The following is an 18,310-nucleotide window of genomic DNA, read 5'->3' as shown; positions in this document are numbered from 1 at the left end:
GGGTCGCGAGTTCGAGTCTCGTTTCCCGCTCCAGATTCAAAAAAGCCACTCAATCGAGTGGCTTTTTTTTGTCCTAAATAAATGCCTGCGCAACAGTGGCATGTTTATTCCCGGGCCACTCAACCGGGCCGGCTGAGTGCAGCCGTCACTACTGTCGCCAAACCACTGTCCCGTCATGGTTACGAAGCTCCTCCGTGCATGAGAAGGGGGGGAGCATTTAATCGCCTTGCTTTGCCGATGGGGCCATCAACGCCCTATATGAATGCAAGCCACGCTCGGCTTGAGGGAAAACCCTCATTGCTGCCGGTGTGCTTTCCTACAATGATGATGGAAATCGCCCTGCACAACGGAGCAAGCCATGAGTCATACCCCCACCGACGACAAACGCCCGACTCCGGATCTGGCCGAGGACAACGCGTTTTTCCCCTCGCCGTATTCGCTAAGCCAGTTCACCTCCGCCCATTCCGACCTCAGTGGTGCCGACTACCAGCGGCCCTATACCGGTGGGCGCTGGAAGGTGCTGGTGATCGGTGCGGACGAGCGCTACCTGCTGACGGACAACGGCACGATGTTCTCCACCGGCAATCATCCGGTGGAAACCCTGCTGCCCATGTACCACCTGGACAAGGCCGGATTCGGTTTTGATATCGCCACCTTGTCGGGCAACCCGGTCAAGTTCGAGTTCTGGGCCATGCCGTCCGAAGATATCGAGGTCAAAGGCCTGTATGCCAAGTACCGCAGCCAGTTCAAGCAACCCTTGAAGCTGGCCGAGGTCCTGGACAACGCCCTGGGCGCCGATTCCGACTACATCGGGGTGTTCATCCCTGGCGGCCATGGCGCGCTGATCGGCCTGCCCGAAAGTGCCGAGGTGAAAAAACTCCTGCAATGGGCCATGGCCAACGACAAGTTCGTCATTTCCTTGTGCCATGGCCCGGCGGCATTGCTGGCTGCCGGGCTCGGCGAGACCAGGGACACGTGCCTGTTCAACGGTTACCGCATCTGCGCCTTCCCCGACGCCCTGGACGCCCAGACCCCGGCCATCGGCTACATGCCCGGCCACCTGACCTGGAAGTTCGGCGAGCAGCTGTCCGCCCTGGGGATCGAGATCCTCAACCAGGACATCTCCGGGGCCGTGCACCAGGACCGCAAGCTGCTCACCGGCGACAGCCCGCTGGCGGGCAACGCCCTGGGCAAGCTGGCGGCCACCGCGTTGCTGCAAGCAGTGGCGGCCGGGTGACTGCGACCAGCGCTGAAGCGGCTCTGCACAGCGTCCTGGAACTGGAGCGCGCCACGGCGCTGCCTGCGATCCAGGCGTTGGTGCGGGGCCTGGCGGGCCCTTTCGGTTATGACCGTTTCGTGCTGTTTTCCGCCTCATCGGCCAGGGACGAAGTGCTCGAGCGCATCTATTGGGTCGAGGGGGACTGGTTCGGCGACGGCCAGGTGGTCGACGCCACGACCTACGTGCGCCGCTGCCCGGTCACCCGGCATATCCTGGAGGCACGCGAGCCGTTCTTCTGGAGCAAGCGTGGTGACCGCTATCAGGTGGTTCGCCGTCCCCAGGGCGCCGGCCTGCATGGCCTGCAGGTGCCGGTGTTCGGCCCCCTTGGCCTGGAGGGCGCCATGAGTCTGGGGGGCGAGCGGATCGACAGCAGCCCGAGGGTCCGGTTGATGTTGGGCAACGTCGCCAGTGCGGCGTTCTGTGCCGCACGGCGGTTGCTGGAGGTGGCCGTCGGCGACCCGTCCAGGCAGTTGTCGGACCGGGAGCGTGAAGTCCTGGCCTGGACCGCCGCCGGCAAGCGCCAGGCCGATATCGCCGTGACGCTGGGGTTGTCCGGGCGCACCGTGGAAAACCACCTGCGGGCGGCGCGTCGGCGCCTGGGTGCCAGCACCACCGCGCAAGCCATCAAGGTGGCGGTGCGCAACGGCGAGTTGGACGCCGTGCCCGACCGCCAGGCGCCGTAGCCGGGTCGTCATGGACAACCTCGGCCTGGGCTCCGGGGTTAGTGGGCGACGGTCAGCACCACCTTGCCGATGTGCTGGCCGGACTCCATCAGGGCGTGGGCCTGGTCGGCATCCGTCAAGGCGAAGGTCTTGAAGATCAATGGCTTGACCGCGCCGCTCTGGACGTGGGGCCAGACCTTGGATTCCAGCTCGGCGATGATCCCGGCCTTGTCCTCGGGACTGCGCGAGCGCAGGGTCGAGCCCAGGTGGGTCAGGCGCTTGACCAGCATCGGGAACAGGTCGACCTGGGTCGCCGGGCCCTTGACCACGCCGATCTGCACGATGCGCGCGTTCATCGCCGCGGCCTGGAAGTTACGCGCCACATAGTCCCCGGCAATGATGTCGACGATGACGTCGACCCCAAGCTGCTCGGTCCCGAGCAGCACTTGCTCGACGAAGTCCTCGCGGTTGTAGTCGATGGCCACGTCGGCACCCAGGGCCAGGCTGGCCGCCTGTTGTTGTGCATTGGCGACCGTGGTGAAGATCTTCGACGCGCCCAGGGCCTTGGCCAGCAGGGTCGCCGTGGTGCCGATGCCGGAGGCGCCACCATGCACCAGCAGCGATTCGCCGGCCTTGAACTGGCCGCGCTGGAACAGGTTGACCCACACGGTCATGAAGGTCTCGGGCAGCGCCGCGGCTTCGATCATCGACAGGCCGCCGGGCAGGTGCATGGTGGTGCGTTCGTCGGCGACCGTGTACTGGGCGTAGCCGCCGCCCGTGACCAGGGCGATCACCGGGTCGCCCACGCTGAAGCGCGTCACTTCGCTGCCCAGGGCGGCGACTTCCCCGGCGATCTCCAGGCCCGGGATGTCCGAGGCGCCGGCTGGCGGATCGTAGAGGCCCTTGCGCTGCAGCAGGTCGGGGCCGTTGACGCCAGCGGCGCTGACCCGGATCAGGATCTCCCGCGGGCCAGGGGTAGGCACCGCCCGGCGGGCAGGTTTCAATACCTGGGGATCACCCGGCCGGGTGATCTCGATAACGGTCATCTGCGCCTCTGGCGCACTATGGGAATGGCTCATGAATGGGTCCTGGTAAGGTGGATTCCGGCCGTTCGGGCTGGGGTGGGCAAAGGTTACGCAAGCGGGCCGGTGCCGGCGCGCGGCGATTTTGCGAGGCTGTGTTGCAATGATTCTTCAGGGGGAAATCTTCAATGAACTGGGATGATGCACGGATCCTGCTGGCCCTCGGGCGCGAGTTGACCTTGCGCCGTGCGGCGCGGGTCCTGCATGTGGACCAGGCCACGGTGGGGCGGCGTATCGCGGCCATGGAGGCGGACCTGGGATCGACCCTGTTCCTGCGCACTCCGGCCGGCTACCAGCTGACCAGCGTTGGCGAAATGGCCTTCGCGATGGCCGGGAAGATGGAGCAGATGGCCCTGGAGCTGATCCGGCGTACCGGGGGGATGGATAACGAACTGGCCGGCGAAGTACGGATTTCCACCACCGACTCCCTGGCCTGTGATTTCGTGATGCCCGCGCTCAAGGCGCTGCACCTTGCGCACCCGGATATCCGTATCGTGCTCAACAGCACCTCCGAGGTGGTCAACCTGTCACGACGCGAAACCGACATCGCCATCAGGAACCTGCGTCCGGACAATCCCGACCTGATCCTGCGCAAGCTGGCCGAGTGGCCGATGGGCCTGTTCGCGGCGCGCGAATACCTGGAGCGCCATGGCCAGCCCGAGCCTGGCACCGGCTTCAAGGGCCATGACCTGGTGATGTACGAGCCGTACTGGCGGGATCGTGCGCAGCCGACCTTGCTCGACGAGCCCATCGACCAGGCCCGGGTGGTGATGGCGGTGAATTCCAACATGTTGCTGCGGCGCTCCATCGCCCAGGGCCTGGGCATCAGCGAGATCCCCATCGAGATGGGCCGGCGTGACGGCCTGGAGCGGATCTGGCCCGGGCGCACGGCCGGCAAGCCATATGAGGTGTGGATGGTCACCCACCAGGACCTGCGGCATACCACGCGCATGCGCCTGGTGATGGAGCACCTGGCGCGGTCCTTCGCCAACACGGGCGGGCCGGCGAATCCGCCGTTTGAATAATCCCCGGAATAATGCTGTGATTGCGCCCCTGAAGCCCGGCAGCCCTGCCTTTTCCTGAGATACCGCGCCATGGATAGTCAACAACCGACGACCCGGATGTCGCAACAGCCCGCCTGTGATGCCCGGCCCCTGGCAGCGATCGCCGGCAGGACCGCGCTGGTGCTGGAAACCAACAACCTGCGCGGCGGCAAGGACCCGGCGCAGGCCCTGGACAGCCTCAAGCACCTGGTAGCCCGCCTGGCTCGCCAGAGCCTCTGCCCGCAATCGCTCGGCCAATGGATCATCACCCACGATGGCCTCGGGCAAGCGGCCCGGGAGGCGCTGTGCGCACTGGCCGGGCGAGTGCTGGAGTTCGTCGAGATCGACCCCCGCACCGGTTACTACGAGGCCAAGAATATCGGTTTCGAGGCGGTCGACCAGGCGCGCTGCCAGTACGTGGTGTTCGCCGATGCCGACTGCCTTCCCGCCAGCCACTGGTTGGAGCAGTTGCTCTTGCCCTTCACCGAGGCGGATGCGCCCCTGGCCGTCGCCGGGCGCACCAGCTATGCCCCGAGCGTGGTCGGCAGCGCGTTGACCACCATCGACTTCATGTACTTCCCCAGCCCGCTCGGAGCCCGGGCGACCCGCAATTTCTACGCGAACAACGTGGCCTTTCGTTGTGCCACCTTCGAGCAGTATCGCTACCAGCCGCTGGACGGCGTCTACCGTGCCCACTGCCAGGTCATGGGCCTGCGCCTGCAGGCGGCGGGGGTGGCGGTACGCTACGTTCCGGCGGCCCATACCGAGCACCGGTTGCCCGACAGCCGTGGCGAAGTGTTCAAGCTGCGCTGGTTGCGCGGTGGCGACAGTGTCGACCTGACCCCCTACCTGGTGCGTGCCTATATGCCGGGCTGGTTGCAATGGCTCGGACGCAGCGGACCCATCGGCCCCTTGTGCGTGATGCTCGGGCGCCTGGGCTACAGCCTGCGCGCACTCAACCACCAGGACCTGCCGGCCGTGCATGGGCGGCGGCGCCTGGGTGCGATCCTGGCGATACTCGGTATCTCGTCCCTCGATAGCGCCGGCGCGCTGATCCGCGGGCTGGGGTTGAATATCGGCCGTGCCAGCGCGCGCCAGGGGCAAGCCCTTTCCTATCACCGCCAGCTGGATTGATCCGCGCCGCCCCCTAGGCGCCCCTACAGGAAGTTCCCATGAGCATGAAACCCCTGGCCGCATTCGGCGCCTCCCTGGCGTGCCTGGCATGGTTGGCGTGCGCCGCCCCAGCCAGCGCCGCCCCCAGCGAAATCAACGGCCGCAGCGTGCTGCACTTCGTCTCCGGCAGTGGCTGTGCGACGGTCCAGGGCGGCGCCGCGCAAAACTGCAACCGCCTGGCCCTGGACGTGGCGGACGCACGGGCCAGCGTTGACCCGCAGGCGCGCACCATAGTGTTCAGCGTCGAGGCCCGGCCTGCCGGCAAGGGCGTGATCGGCGACGTGCTGCTGCATGGCAGCGGCATTGCCAGCGACGGCCAGCGCGTGCCCTTGAGCTTGCAGGTACTGGTGCGGCGTTCGGGCAAGACCTGGAAGGCCGACACCTATGTACATGCGCCGGTGCGTGGCAGCTTCCGGGATATCGCCCTGGACCCTTACCAGATAAGCGTCCACCAGGGGCGTGACGAGCACGTGCTGCTCAATCCCGAGCTGGCGCGCAAGGTCTTGGCGCAGCCATCGATCGCCGCCCGGGTCGCCAGCTATTTGGTGGTGGTGCGTCCCAGCGACGAGAACAATCCGACGGCCGATGACATCACCATCGGCCTGGGGGTAGGGCGGGTCTCGAAGTCGCTGATGCGTGCCCGCTTCAGCTCGAGGCAACCGGGCAGCCTGCCGCTGGACCAGGTGCTGGAGCAGGGCACCTGGAACCTCGACCTGCAAGCCTTGAGCGGCCAGATTCCGCGGTGGGTGGTCCAGCGCCAGTTGTTCGTCTTCGGCCTGGAGGACAGCCCCTTGCTCGAGGACGTGCGCCAGCGTGGCTTGCACAAGCACGACCGCCTGGAGCTGGGCGCGGTCAATGGCCAGGGCTACCTGCGTTACAACGGCCAGGAGCAGAGTTTCCCCGGGGCCACTGCCAGTGGTACGGCCTTCATGCGTGACAGCTTCATCGGCCTGATCCTGGCCTGGCATCGCAGCGCCCAGGCGGCCACCACTGCGACCCAGGGCGTGGACACCGCGCAGTCCGTGCCATGAGTGCCGGCGAAGCGCTTGCAAGCCAAGCGGACTTCAGTTGCCTGGACATGCCCCGGCCCCGTGGGTTGGGAGCCGTACAGGCGCGCCTGGTGGATCGCATCAAGCGCGTCGCCCTGCAGCGCCTGCATCGCAGCGTGCGTGGGGAGCGCCTGCTGCTGCGCATCTACCTGGCTGGGGAGGACGCCACCGAACGTGCGCTGCTGGATGAGTTGCTGCCGCAGTCGCCACCCTGGCTCGAGCGCCAGGTCGAGCGGCACCTGGCCGATGAGCAACGGCACGTGACGCTGTTCGCCGCGGCCCTGGCCGAACGTGGCGGCGACGGTACGGCACGCCTGGAGCCGGATTGGCTCAGCCGGCGCAAGATCCAGCGCTGGCAGCGCCTGGCCCGCCGCTATGCGGGGCATTTCGAGCAGGGCCTGCTGGTGCCGGCCTATGCCACCGGCCTGTGTGCCGAACAGATGGCGCAACGGGTGCTGAGCCGCCACTGCGCGGTCATCGGCGCCGAGCATGGGCTGTATCCGTTGCTGTCGCAGGTCCTGGCCGATGAAAAGGCCCATGTGCGCTTGTGCCAGGGCACCTTGCAACGCATTGTCGCCCCCCATGAAACCGTGCACCTGGCGCGGCTGCTCAAGGACATCCGCCGGGTCGATGCGAGCTTTGGCGTGACCGGCGCCCTGGCGATGTGCCTGGCCGGCTGGGTGCTGGGCGGTGGACGCGGCGCCATTCGATGACTCCCCGCATGCTCTATCTCGCCACCGCCGATGCCCGTGGCCACCTGATGCGCGCGCAGTTGCTGGTGCAGGCCCTGCGCGCGGCCGGCGCCCAGGTCGAGGTGCTGACCACGTCGGACCAGGGCCAGCGCTTCCTGCGCAGTTTCGGGGTCCAGGCCGAGGTCCTTTCGCGGCACTATGCGGTGCAGTTCGACAGCCAGCAGAACATGCTGCGCCGGGCCACCAATCGCAATGTCGCCCAGTACCTGTTCCGCCCCGGGCGGATGCTGCGCGACATCCTCCAGCTGCAGCGCCGGTTGCGCAACGTGGAGCTGGTGATCAACGACTCCTTTCATCCGGCGTTGTTGTACATGGGCATGCTGCCGGGCTGGCGGCGCAAGGTGGTGCATGTGTACGGCGCGAGCCTGAAGGTGGCGTTGCTGAACAACTTCGATGGCATGTGGCCACGGCAGTTCGGGCGGTTGTTCGCCTGGATCGTCGAGCGCCAGATCAACGCCGCGCGGGCGCGCATCGAGCACGATTTTGCCTACGAGGTCGACGATACCGTGGCCCCAGTGCTGTATCGCCTGCCGACCCCGGTGGCCCTGGTCGAGGCGTTGCCGGAACAGCTCGCGGTGGGCGCGGCGGTGTACCTCAACCCGCACTTTCGCGAACCCGGGCTGGCCGATGCCCTGGAGGCCGGCCTGGACGATGCCGGCCTGGATCGGCACCTGGTGGGCGAGGGCTATGCCGGGCGCAACGGCTGGCTCGGGGTCGACCCGCGCTGGGCCAGCCGCGCGGCCCGGGCGCAACTGCTGGTATCGGCACCGGGCATGGCGGCGCTGTCCATCGCCCGGGTCTACCAGCGGCCGATCATCCTGGTGGTGAGCGACCAGCCGGAGCAGGCCAGCAATGCCGCCCGGGCCAGCCAGTTGCAACTGCTGCACCGGGTAGTGACCTGGCGCGGCGACATTGCCGACTTTCGGCGCCAGGTGAGCGCGGCGGCGCGGCAATTGAGCGCGCTCGCCCCAGCGCCTGACGTGGTGTCGGGCAACCAGCGGGCCCAGGCACGGATCGATGCCTGGGCCAATCACCTGCTTGGCTTGTGAGGGCGCCGCCTTGAATCGCCATGTCCCCATGCCCGCAGCGAGCCGACAGCCATGACCGGCTCCTGGCCGCGTCCCGGGTGCGCCAATCCTCGGCAGGCCCTGGCGGCGGCGTTCGGCTTGCTGCTGGGGCTGGGCGTGTTCATCGGCCTGCAGCGCCTGGTCACGCCGCGCTATCACTGGGTCACGCCGCTGGATGAGCTGATTCCTTTCGTGGCCCCGTCCTGGTTCCTCTACGTGCTGTTCTTTCCCTTTGTCCTGTTGGCGGCGGCCTACGCCAGCCAAGAGGGCTTCAGGGCCTTGCGCAACGCTACCGGCATGGCCTTCGTCGTGGGCTTGTTGTGCTTCTGGCTGTTTCCCGAGCAGGTGCCCCGTCCGGATCTCGGCGTGCTCGGCAGCGGCTTCCTGCAGCAGCGACTGAGCCGGATGTGGCAACTGGACCTGGCCTGCAACGGTTTTCCCAGCCTGCATGTAACCGTGACGTGCCTGGCCTGCCGGGCACTGTGGGGCCGGCGTGGCAAATGGCTGGTCGTCGGCAGCGGCCTGTTGATCTGCCTGTCGACCCTGACCCTCAAGCAGCACACCCTGGTCGACGTCGCTGGCGGCCTGCTGCTGGCCCTGGCCTGCGCCTTGGCCACTCACCGACAAGGGAGCATTCGCCGTGTCCCAGCTTGAATCGCGTGCCGGGGCCAACCTGGCATTGCGCGCCTTTACCCCCGCCGCCGAGTGGTTCGTCCTCAAGCCGTGGATCGGCCTGCTGGCGTTGCTGGCCGACTGGGGCCTGATCGGCGTGGCATTCGCCTGCGCCGCCTATTGGCCGCACCCCCTGACGTACCTGCTGGCGGCGCTGGTCATCGCCCGCAGCCAACTGGCGCTGGCGGTGATCATGCACGAGAGCGCCCATGGCGTGCTGTTGCGTCGTCAGTCGGCCAATGACTGGGTCGGCCAATGGCTGGCCGCCGGTCCGTTGTTCCTTTCCCTGCGTACTTATCGGGCCGGGCACCTCAAGCACCATCGCCAGCCCATGCTGCACGACGATCCGGTGGCGGCGGTGTTCGGCATCGGGGACTATCCGTTGCCTCGGCGGCGCCTGGCCTTGCGCCTGGCGGCGGACCTGTGTGGGGTGGGGTACTTCATCAGCGCCTTCAAGTTGGTTCGCGGCGACTACCGCCACTGCCTGCCCAGGGTCGACAAGTCGGCGCGCCAAGTGCTCGGGGAAGTCCTGTCGATGCTGCTGGGCAATGGCGTGCTGCTGGGACTGCTGGCCTGGTCCGGGCACCCATGGCTCTACCTGGGGTTGTGGTTGCTGCCGGCCATTACCTTGTTGCCGCTGATGGGGCGCGTGCGGGCGATCCTCGAGCATGCGGGCTTGCCCGCCAACGCCGACCAGAGCCAGAACGCCCGTAGCATCGTGGCGCCCAACTGGCAGACCTTCGTCTTCGGCCCCCACGGGATCCACTACCACATCGAACACCATCTCTACGTGCGCATACCCTTCTATCACCTGCGCAGCGCCCATCGCCAGCTGGCGGCCCGAGGGCTGCTGCCGGTGGAGAACCTTTACCGGGGCTATATCGCGGTGCTGCGGGATGTCAGCCGCCCGGCGCAGGACGCTGCGGGCGACTGAGACAGGTGCACTGGCCGCAGGGGCCAGTGCCAAGGGGACGGTTAGAGCTTGGGCAGCTGTCCGACCCGGCCGACCATCTCGGTGACGATCTGCAGGTCCAGCAGGAACTGCTCCACGGTCTTGAACTCGTTGTCGGTGTGGCCGGTGTATTTCACCTGCGGACGCGCCAGGCCGAATTGCACGCCATTGGGCAGTTCATGGACCGAGGTCGCCCCGGCGGAGGTGCCGAACTCGTGGGCCATGCCCAGGTTCTCGCTGGCCACGTCCAGCAGCGCCTTGACCCATTCGCCCTCGGGGTTGCGGTACATCGGCGCGGCGACCGAGGTGTTGAACTGCACCGCCACCTGGTTCTGCTTGCTCCAGGCCTCCAGCTTGTCGCTGATCTGCGCCTTCAGCGCCTCTGGCGCCTTGCCCTTGGGCACGCGCAGGTTCACCGCGACCTTCAGTGCCTTGTCATCCACGCTGACCAGGGTCGGCGAGGTGGTCAGCGGGCCCATGAAGGCATCCGCGAAACCCACGCCCAGCTTCTTGCCTTCATAGTCCAGGCCCCAGTTGTCGGCGAGGTAATGCGCGGCGTCAGTGAACTGGTTGTGCTTGAGTGCCACCTTGCCCTCCAGGCCGTGGACGAAGTCCAGCATCCGCGCCACCGGGTTGACCCCGGACTCGGGTTCGGAGGAGTGGGCGGACACGCCGGTGACGGTCAGCAGTACGTCCTTGCCTTCTACCCGGGCATCGATCTTGAAGTTGCCGCCGTGGCGCTTGACGTACTCGGCCCCGGCCTTCTGCAGGCTGGCCACCAGTTCGGCCGGCTGCTCGGTCACCAGGGTCGCCACCGAGGTGGAGGGGATCTGGTTGGGGGCCAGGCCGCCGGTCAAGTGGGTGATCTGCGCGCCCTTGCCCTCGGCGGCACGCTGGGGGAAGGTCGCCATCACGGTGCTGGAGCCTTTCTCGGCGATCACCACCGGGTAGCCGCCATCGAGCGCCAGGTTGTAGTTGGGCACCGGGTTGTGTTCGAAGTAGTAGGGGATGGCATCGCCGCTGGTTTCCTCGGTGGTATCCACCAGCAGCTTGAAGTTGCGTGCCAGGGGCAGTTTTTCTTCCTTGACGATCTTCATGGCGTACAGCGCCACCACGATGCCGTTCTTGTCATCCTCGGTGCCGCGCCCGTACATCCGGTCGCCGATCAGCGTGACCTTGAACGGGTCGAGCCGGGTACCGTCCTGCAGTACCCAGTTCTCCGGGGTGACCGGCACCACGTCGGCGTGGGCGTGGATGCCCACCACTTCGTCGCCGCTGCCGGGCAGGGAGATCTCGTAGACGCGGTTGTCGACGTTGCGAAACGCCAGGCCGAAGTCCTGGGCCAGGCCCTTGATCTTGTCGGCGATCTTGAGGAATTCCGGGTTCTCGTGCTGGGGCACGCCGTCCACGCGGAAGGTGGGGATGGCCACCAGTTCGCGCAGGGTTTCAGTGGCGGCCTTGCCGTACTTGACCCGGGCATAGAGCCCGAGCAGGCGGTGGATCTCGTTCTGCTGCTCGGCCGAGAGCGTCTTGCCGGCCAGGAAGCCATCGATGGCCGGGGCCAGGTGGGCGCTCTTGCCCGGCTGGCTCTTGGCGACCTCGCCGATGAACTGGCGGAAGTCCTTGACCGAGGCGTCGTTGAAGTTCTTGAGGATGGCCGCGCTCTGTTGCGGCGTGATGTTGGCCTGGGCGACGTTGGCGAACGCCGACAGGCTGGCGAGCATCAGGGTGGCCGTGGCCAGGTGCTTGAGGGAAAAGTCCATTACGCAGGGCATTCCTTTGCAGGAGGTGGGTAGGGAATGTCTGATAGGCCAGACAGAAACCTTGCCAAGCTAACACTGCGCAGGAGGGCTTCGGGAGCCCCGGAAAGGGGAACTGTCGCACAGAAATGCAAAAGCGGCGCACAAACGAAAAATGGGTCGCCGGCGGGGCAGGGGGCGCCGCGGTGGGCGCCCCCTGCGTTCGGGACTACCTTAGAGGGCGGCGTCCCACGGACGGTCGCCATGCTCGTCCTTGATGCGGGTCGGCAGGCCCATCACGTCCAGCGCCTTGAGGAATGGCTCAGCGGCCAGTTCCTCGACGTTGACCATGCGCTGCACGTCCCACTCGCCACGGGCCACCAGCAGCGCGGCGGCGACTGGTGGCACGCCCGCGGTGTAGGAAATGCCCTGGCTGTCGGTCTCGGCGTAGGCTTCCTCGTGGTCGGCCACGTTGTAGATGAACACCTCGCGCGGCTGGCCGTCCTTGGTGCCCTTGACCAGGTCGCCGATGCAGGTCTTGCCGGTGTAGCCCGGGGCCAGGGAGGCCGGGTCGGGCAGTACCGCCTTGACCACTTTGAGCGGCACCACTTCCAGGCCTTCGGCGGTCTTGACCGGCTGCTCGGAGAGCAGGCCCAGGTTCTTCAGCACGGTGAACACGTTGATGTAGTGCTCGCCGAAGCTCATCCAGAAGCGCACGTTGGGCACTTGCAGGTTCTTGGACAGCGAGTGCACTTCATCGTGGCCGGTCAGGTACAGGTTTTGCGAGCCCACCACTGGCAGGTCGTCGGTACGCTTGACTTCGAACATGGTGTTGCTGGTCCACTGGCTGTCCTGCCAGCTCCACACCTGTCCGGTGAATTCGCGGAAATTGATTTCCGGGTCGAAATTGGTGGCGAAATACTTGCCATGGGAACCGGCATTGACGTCGAGAATGTCGATCGAGTCGATGCGGTCGAAATGCTGTTGCTTGGCCAGCGCGGCATAGGCGTTGACCACGCCCGGATCGAAGCCCACGCCGAGGATGGCGGTGACGTTCTTCTGCTGGCATTCCTCGAGGTGTTTCCACTCGTAGTTGCCGTACCACGGCGGGGTCTCGCAGATCTTGCCTGGCTCTTCGTGGATCGCGGTGTCCAGGTAGGCCACGCCGGTATCGATGCAGGCACGCAGCACCGACATGTTGAGGAAGGCGGAACCGACGTTGATGACGATTTGCGATCCGGTCTCGCGGATCAGCGCCTTGGTCGCTTCGATATCCAGAGCGTCAAGCGAGAAGGCCTGGATATCGGCGGGCACCTTGAGGCTGCCCTTGGCCTTTACGCTGTCGATGATGGCCTGGCATTTGGAGATGTTGCGCGACGCGATAGCAATACGACCGAGTTCGTCGTTGTGCTGCGCGCACTTGTGGGCCACCACCTTGGCGACACCTCCTGCACCAATGATAAGAACATTCTTCTTCAATTTACGTACTTCTCCTTAATCACCTGCCCGTTCAGGAAAGGCTGGACAGGTAGTCTTCGAAACCAAACTCGCGAACCACCTCGACGCTACCGTCGAGTTGTTTCACGACGATGGACGGCATTTTCAGACCGTTGAACCAGTTTTTCTTGACCATGGTGTAACCCGCCGCGTCAACGAACGACAGTCGATCGCCGATGGCCAGCGGACGCTCGAATGGGTACTCGCCGAAGATGTCGCCGGCCAGGCACGACTTGCCGCAGACCATGTAGGTGTACTCGCCGTCGTTGGGGGCCATCTTGGCATTGAGGCGGTAGATCAGCAGGTCGAGCATGTGCGCTTCGATGGAACTGTCCACCACCGCCAGGTGCTTGCCGTTGTACAGGGTGTCGAGCACGGTGGTCTCCAGCGAGGCGCTCTGGGTGATCGCCGCTTCGCCGGGCTCCAGGTACACCTGCACGCCGTATTTTTCGGAGAAGGCCTTGAGCCGGGCGCAGAACGCATCCAGGGCATAGTCTTCGCCGGTGAAATGGATGCCGCCGCCCAGGCTGACCCATTCGACCTTGTGCAGCAGGTGGCCGAAGCGCTCCTCGATGTGGTTCAGCATCTGGTCGAACAGGCCGAAGTCGCCGTTCTCGCAGTTGTTGTGGAACATGAAGCCGCTGATCTGCTCGATCACCTGCTCGATCTTCGCCGGGTCCCATTCGCCCAGGCGGCTGAACGGACGAGCCGGGTCGGCCAGCAGGTAGTCGGAGCTGCTCACTTGGGGGTTGACCCGCAGGCCGCGGACCTTGCCTTCGGACTGCTCGGCGAAGCGTTGCAGCTGGCCGATGGAGTTGAAGATGATCTTGTCGCAGTTATCGAGCATTTCCTCGATCTCATCGTCGGCCCAGGCCACGCTGTAGGCATGGGTCTCGCCCGCGAACTTCTGCCGGCCCAGCTTGAGCTCGTACAGCGACGAGGAGGTGGTGCCGTCCATGTATTGCTGCATCAGGTCGAACACCGACCAGGTGGCGAAGCACTTGAGGGCCAGCAGGGCCTTGGCGCCGGATTGCTCGCGCACATAGGCGATCTTCTGCATGTTGACCAGCAGCTTCTGTTTGTCGATGAGGTAATAAGGCGTCTTGATCATTGGGCGATCTCCGGCAGGGCCAGCCAAAAAGGTACGCATTGTGCCTTCAGTGTCCACAGATCGAAAGCACGGAAATGGATTTTCGCCGGACGGCCCCGATTGCATGGGGCAGGGCGGTGGCCGAAGGCCCTGCGGGCCTTGGCGCAGCTTCGCAGGCTCAGCAGCGGCTACAGGACCGCGGATGGATTGCGGATCGCCTCGTGTAGCCGCTGGCGCAGGCTGCGCACGGGCGCGCAGCGGCCGCGGGCGATCCCGCGCAAGCTGCCTCGTTTTTTGCTCTCCAGCGAGCACATATTTAGTAATTTTCCTTCGCTGATGTCTGCCGCACCATCTGTCGCATCCGACTTACACCCGGGTTCTGAACAGAGCGTCCAGCCTTGCGCTGGCGTCCACCGTCTCGCAGAAGGACACAGACATGAGCGTTGAACAAATACACGTGGATACCCTGGTGGTGGGTGCGGGCCAGGCCGGCGTGGCCATGAGCGAGCACCTGGGCAAGCTGGGCGTGCCGCACCTGGTGCTGGAGCGCAAGCGCATCGCCGAGGCCTGGCGCAGTGGCCGCTGGGATTCGCTGGTGGCCAACGGCCCGGCCTGGCACGACCGTTTCCCGGGGCTGGAATTCGACCTGGGCCCCGACGCCTTCGCCACCAAGGACCAGGTGGCGGACTACTTCGAAGCCTATGCCCGCCAGGTCGACGCGCCGATCCGTACCGGTGTCGAAGTACGCCAGGTACAACGCAACGTCGGTCGTCCCGGCTTCACGGTCGAGACGTCCATGGGGCCGATCCAGGCCAATCGGGTGGTAGCAGCCACCGGGCCGTTCCAGCGCCCGGTGATCCCGCCCATCGCTCCTGTCGATACCCGGCTCCTGCAGATCCACTCCGCCGACTACCGTAACCCGCAACAACTGCCGGCAGGCGCGGTGCTGGTGGTGGGCGCCGGATCGTCCGGGGTGCAGATCGCCGATGAGCTGCAACGTGCCGGCCGCCCGGTGTACCTGTCGGTGGGCGCCCACGACCGGCCGCCGCGCGCCTACCGTGGGCGTGATTTCTGCTGGTGGCTCGGGGTCCTGGGGGAGTGGGATGCCGAGATCGCCAAGCCCGGTCGCGAGCACGTGACTATCGCCGTCAGTGGCGCCCGTGGCGGCCAGACCATCGACTTCCGTGCCCTGGCCCACCAAGGCATCACCCTGGTGGGGCTGACCAAGGCCTTCGACGGCGACCGGGTGAGCTTCCAGGCCGACCTGGTGGACAACCTGGCCCGGGGCGACGAGAACTACCTGGCCCTGCTGGATGCCGCCGACGCCTACATCGCCCGCAACGGCCTCGACCTGCCGGCCGAACCCGAAGCCCGGCGACGCCTGCCGGACCCAGAGTGCGTGACGCGGCCGATCCTCGAGCTGGACCTGCGGGCCGCCGGCATCACCTCGATCATCTGGGCCACCGGTTATGCCGTGGATTTTTCCTGGTTGCAGGTCGACACCTTCAGCGAGCAGGGCAAGCCCTTGCACCAGCGCGGCGTGTCCCGCGAGCCGGGGATCTACTTCCTCGGCCTGCCGTGGCTGTCGCGGCGCGGTTCGTCGTTCATCTGGGGTGTCTGGCACGACGCCAAGCACATCGCCGATCACATCGCCACCCAGCGCAAGTACCAGGCCTATGGCAGCGAGCCGGCCTGTTCCAGCGTCCATACCTTCAGTTCCGTGGGAGCCCGTTGATGCCAGTCCATACCCGTATCCGCATGTTCAACACCAAGGACACCTATCCCAACCAGACCCTGGACAACGACCTCTGCCAGGCGGTGCGCGCCGGCAACACCGTGTATGTCCGGGGCCAGGTGGGCACCGATTTCGCCGGCAACCTGGTGGGGCTCGGCGACCCACGGGCCCAGGCCGAACAGGCGATGAAAAACGTCAAGCAGTTGCTGGAGGAGGCCGGCAGCGAGCTGGCCCATATCGTCAAGACCACCACCTATCTCACCGATCCGCGCTATCGCGAGCCGGTCTACCAGGAGGTGGGCAAGTGGCTCAAGGGCGTGTTCCCGATCTCCACCGGCCTGGTGGTCGCGGCCCTGGGCCAGCCCCAGTGGCTGATGGAGATCGACGTGATCGCGGTGATTCCCGAGTGAGTGCCGCGCTGTGCAGTTCGGCGGAGCCGCTCGGCCCGCCCCAGGAGCTATCGTTGCCATGACTTTTTCCATCGTTGGGCGCTGCGCCGAAACCGGCCAGCTAGGGATTGCCATCAGTTCCTCGAGCATCGCCGTGGGCGCGCGCTGTCCCTGGGTGCGGGCCGGGGTCGGGGCGGTAGCCACCCAGAATGTCACCCTGCCGGCCCTGGGGCCGCAGATCCTCGACCTGCTGGAAAACCACAAGCTGGAACCGCAGCAGGCGCTGCAACAGGCCCTGGGGCGCAATGGCTGGAGCCAGTACCGCCAGGTCACGGTAATCGACGACCAGGGGCGCACCGCGCTGTTCAGCGGCCAGCAGGCCCTGGGCACCCACAACGCCCTGGCGGGCGAGCAGTGCGTGGCGGCCGGCAATCTGCTGGCCGGGACCGAGGTTATCGAGGCCATGGTCCAAGCCTTCGAGGGCACCCCGGGGATGCTCGCCGAACGCTTGCTGGCGGCGATGCACGCCGCGATGCGCGCCGGCGGCGAGGCCGGGCCGGTGCATTCGGCGGCGCTGATGGTGGTGGACGACCTGACCTGGCCCGTGGTCGACCTGCGGGTGGACTGGGCCGAGGAAGACCCCATCGGCCAGCTCAATGACCTGTGGCAAGCCTATCGCCCGCAGATGCAGGACTACCTGACCCGGGCCCTGGACCCCACGGCGGCCCCCAGCTATGGAGTGCCGGGCAATGAATGAGCCGTCGAGCCGCGAACTGCTGGCACGGCTGGTGGGCTTCGCCACGGTCAGTCGTGACTCCAACCTGGAGCTGATCGCCTTCATCCGCGATTACCTGGCGGGCCTCGGGGTCGACAGCGAGCTGATCTACAACCCCGAGCGCACCAAGGCCAACCTGTTCGCCAGCATCGGTCCCGACGACCGTGGCGGCATCGTGCTCTCCGGCCACACCGACGTGGTCCCGGTGGATGGCCAGGCCTGGACGGTGGAGCCTTTCGTGCTGAGCGAGCATGAAGGGCGCCTGTACGGGCGTGGCACGGCGGACATGAAGGGGTTCATCGCCGCCGTGCTGGCGGCGGTGCCGGCCTTGCTCCGGCGGCCGCTGCGGCTACCCGTGCACCTGGCGTTTTCCTATGACGAGGAGGTGGGTTGCCTCGGCGTAAGGCCGATGCTCGCCCGCTTGCAGGCCCGAGCGCACCGGCCGTTGCTGTGCCTGATCGGCGAGCCCACCGAGCTGCGGCCGGTGCTGGGGCACAAGGGCAAGCTGGCCATGCGCTGCCAGGTCCGGGGCGCCGCTTGTCATTCGGCCTATGCGCCCCAGGGGGTCAACGCCATCGAGTACGCGGCGCAGTTGATCGGCAAGCTCGGGGAGATCGGCACCCGCCTGGCGCAGCCGCAACACCATGACCGACGGTTCGATCCGCCCTTCACCACACTGCAGACCGGCATCATCCGTGGCGGTCGGGCACTGAACATCGTGCCGCAGGATTGCCAGTTCGATTTCGAGGTGCGCACCCTGCCGGGCTTCGATCCCCGGCAGGTGGTGGATGAGCTGCAGGACTATGCCGAGCAGCAGTTGCTGCCCGGTATGCGCGCCGTGCACGCCGATACCGCCATCGACCTGCAGCCCTTGAGTGCCTATCCGGGGCTGGCCACCGCGCCCGACAGCGAGGCTGCCGAACTGCTGGCGCTGCTCAGTGGTTCCCGGGAGTTCAGCACCGTGGCTTTCGGCACCGAGGGCGGCTTGTTCCATGAGGCCGGCATCCCCACGGTGGTCTGCGGGCCGGGCAGCATGGACCAGGGGCACAAGCCGGATGAGTTCATCAGCCTGGAGCAGCTCGCGGCCTGTGATGCGCTATTGCTGCGCCTGGCGGACTGGCTGGCGCAACCGGCCTGAATCGACCTCGGTTACCGACCCCAGCACAGCCCCGCGCAGCCTGCTGCCTCAAGCCCTGGCAGTCGTCCGCGAGCGCTCTGCGACGGGGTGTCGAGGCTTATCTTGCTACAGAGTTTTTTCATGGGACTGGAGCATATTTTTAGTATTTTTCCTCCGCTCCCCAGTGACGCACCATCGCCTTGAACTCCTATAACAACCAGGCCGTCGCAACGGCCG

The 18,310-nt window shown here is 66.2% G+C and carries 17 protein-coding genes; 13 read left to right on the top strand and 4 right to left on the bottom strand.

Annotation, left to right across the window (positions count from 1 at the left end):
• Nucleotides 1-358 precede the first annotated feature (358 nt).
• Together hchA and H7A76_RS30010 are read left to right on the top strand one after the other, a co-directional pair.
• On the top strand, nt 359-1,237 hold the full coding sequence (gene hchA / locus H7A76_RS30015; RefSeq protein ID WP_185701861.1) for a glyoxalase III HchA: 879 nt from the start codon (nt 359-361) through the stop codon (nt 1,235-1,237).
• Nucleotides 1,234-1,962: a PA1136 family autoinducer-binding transcriptional regulator gene (locus H7A76_RS30010; protein WP_185701860.1), complete on the top strand. Its 729-nt coding sequence runs from the start codon at nt 1,234-1,236 to the stop codon at nt 1,960-1,962. Before hchA ends, H7A76_RS30010 begins: the two co-directional genes overlap by 4 nt.
• A gap of 38 nt (nt 1,963-2,000) precedes the next feature.
• Here H7A76_RS30010 and H7A76_RS30005 read toward each other — a convergent pair whose 3' ends face one another.
• A complete protein-coding gene (locus H7A76_RS30005) occupies nt 2,001-2,987 on the bottom strand; it encodes an NAD(P)H-quinone oxidoreductase (protein WP_221775421.1) in 987 nt (328 codons plus the stop codon).
• Nucleotides 2,988-3,151: 164 nt separating this feature from the next.
• Between H7A76_RS30005 and H7A76_RS30000 the strand changes: the two genes are divergently transcribed.
• The 7 genes from H7A76_RS30000 to H7A76_RS29970 all read left to right on the top strand — a co-directional run bounded on the left by H7A76_RS30000 (nt 3,152) and on the right by H7A76_RS29970 (nt 9,713).
• A complete protein-coding gene (locus H7A76_RS30000; RefSeq protein WP_185701858.1) occupies nt 3,152-4,048 on the top strand; it encodes a LysR family transcriptional regulator in 897 nt (298 codons plus the stop codon).
• Nucleotides 4,049-4,144: 96 nt separating this feature from the next.
• Nucleotides 4,145-5,200 carry a glycosyltransferase family 2 protein gene (locus H7A76_RS29995; RefSeq protein ID WP_185701857.1) on the top strand — a complete coding sequence of 352 codons (1,056 nt, stop codon included), beginning with the start codon at nt 4,145-4,147 and terminating at the stop codon, nt 5,198-5,200.
• 38 nt (nt 5,201-5,238) lie between these two features.
• On the top strand, nt 5,239-6,270 hold the full coding sequence (locus H7A76_RS29990; RefSeq protein WP_260498114.1) for a hypothetical protein: 1,032 nt from the start codon (nt 5,239-5,241) through the stop codon (nt 6,268-6,270).
• Nucleotides 6,267-7,001: a hypothetical protein gene (locus tag H7A76_RS29985; RefSeq protein ID WP_185701856.1), complete on the top strand. Its 735-nt coding sequence runs from the start codon at nt 6,267-6,269 to the stop codon at nt 6,999-7,001. The genes H7A76_RS29990 and H7A76_RS29985 overlap by 4 nt, the downstream gene beginning before the upstream one ends.
• An 8-nt stretch (nt 7,002-7,009) precedes the next feature.
• Nucleotides 7,010-8,089 carry a hypothetical protein gene (locus H7A76_RS29980; protein WP_260498113.1) on the top strand — a complete coding sequence of 360 codons (1,080 nt, stop codon included), beginning with the start codon at nt 7,010-7,012 and terminating at the stop codon, nt 8,087-8,089.
• A gap of 51 nt (nt 8,090-8,140) precedes the next feature.
• Complete coding sequence (locus tag H7A76_RS29975; protein ID WP_185701854.1) at nt 8,141-8,761, top strand: phosphatase PAP2 family protein; 621 nt, start codon at nt 8,141-8,143, stop codon at nt 8,759-8,761.
• Complete coding sequence (locus H7A76_RS29970) at nt 8,748-9,713, top strand: fatty acid desaturase family protein (protein ID WP_185701853.1); 966 nt, start codon at nt 8,748-8,750, stop codon at nt 9,711-9,713. Before H7A76_RS29975 ends, H7A76_RS29970 begins: the two co-directional genes overlap by 14 nt.
• A 41-nt stretch (nt 9,714-9,754) precedes the next feature.
• Here H7A76_RS29970 and H7A76_RS29965 read toward each other — a convergent pair whose 3' ends face one another.
• The 3 genes from H7A76_RS29965 to nspC form a co-directional block, all read right to left on the bottom strand.
• Nucleotides 9,755-11,494 carry a dipeptidase gene (locus H7A76_RS29965; protein ID WP_185701852.1) on the bottom strand — a complete coding sequence of 580 codons (1,740 nt, stop codon included), beginning with the start codon at nt 11,492-11,494 and terminating at the stop codon, nt 9,755-9,757.
• A gap of 210 nt (nt 11,495-11,704) precedes the next feature.
• A complete protein-coding gene (locus H7A76_RS29960; RefSeq protein WP_185701851.1) occupies nt 11,705-12,949 on the bottom strand; it encodes a saccharopine dehydrogenase family protein in 1,245 nt (414 codons plus the stop codon).
• 31 nt (nt 12,950-12,980) lie between these two features.
• Nucleotides 12,981-14,078: a carboxynorspermidine decarboxylase gene (gene nspC / locus H7A76_RS29955; protein ID WP_185701850.1), complete on the bottom strand. Its 1,098-nt coding sequence runs from the start codon at nt 14,076-14,078 to the stop codon at nt 12,981-12,983.
• 415 nt (nt 14,079-14,493) lie between these two features.
• On the opposite strand from nspC, the gene H7A76_RS29950 reads away from it, so the two are divergent.
• Genes H7A76_RS29950 through argE form a run of 4 tightly spaced genes read left to right on the top strand, consistent with a single transcriptional unit; the run spans nt 14,494 to nt 18,094 of the window.
• A complete protein-coding gene (locus H7A76_RS29950; RefSeq protein WP_185701849.1) occupies nt 14,494-15,792 on the top strand; it encodes an NAD(P)/FAD-dependent oxidoreductase in 1,299 nt (432 codons plus the stop codon).
• Complete coding sequence (locus H7A76_RS29945) at nt 15,792-16,202, top strand: RidA family protein (protein ID WP_022639313.1); 411 nt, start codon at nt 15,792-15,794, stop codon at nt 16,200-16,202. Before H7A76_RS29950 ends, H7A76_RS29945 begins: the two co-directional genes overlap by 1 nt.
• Nucleotides 16,203-16,260: 58 nt before the next feature.
• Nucleotides 16,261-16,938 (top strand): DUF1028 domain-containing protein, encoded by a 678-nt coding sequence (locus H7A76_RS29940; RefSeq protein WP_185701848.1) that lies wholly within the window; start codon nt 16,261-16,263, stop codon nt 16,936-16,938.
• The gene (gene argE / locus H7A76_RS29935) at nt 16,931-18,094 is read left to right on the top strand and encodes an acetylornithine deacetylase (protein WP_185701847.1); all 1,164 of its coding nucleotides are present in this window, start codon (nt 16,931-16,933) and stop codon (nt 18,092-18,094) included. The genes H7A76_RS29940 and argE overlap by 8 nt, the downstream gene beginning before the upstream one ends.
• Nucleotides 18,095-18,310 lie beyond the last annotated feature (216 nt).

The organism is Pseudomonas sp. MSSRFD41 (assembly GCF_014230245.1).
Lineage (GTDB): Bacteria > Pseudomonadota > Gammaproteobacteria > Pseudomonadales > Pseudomonadaceae > Aquipseudomonas > Aquipseudomonas piscis.
Note: the sequence above shows the minus strand (reverse complement) of the source record. Positions and strands in the feature narration are given on the sequence as shown.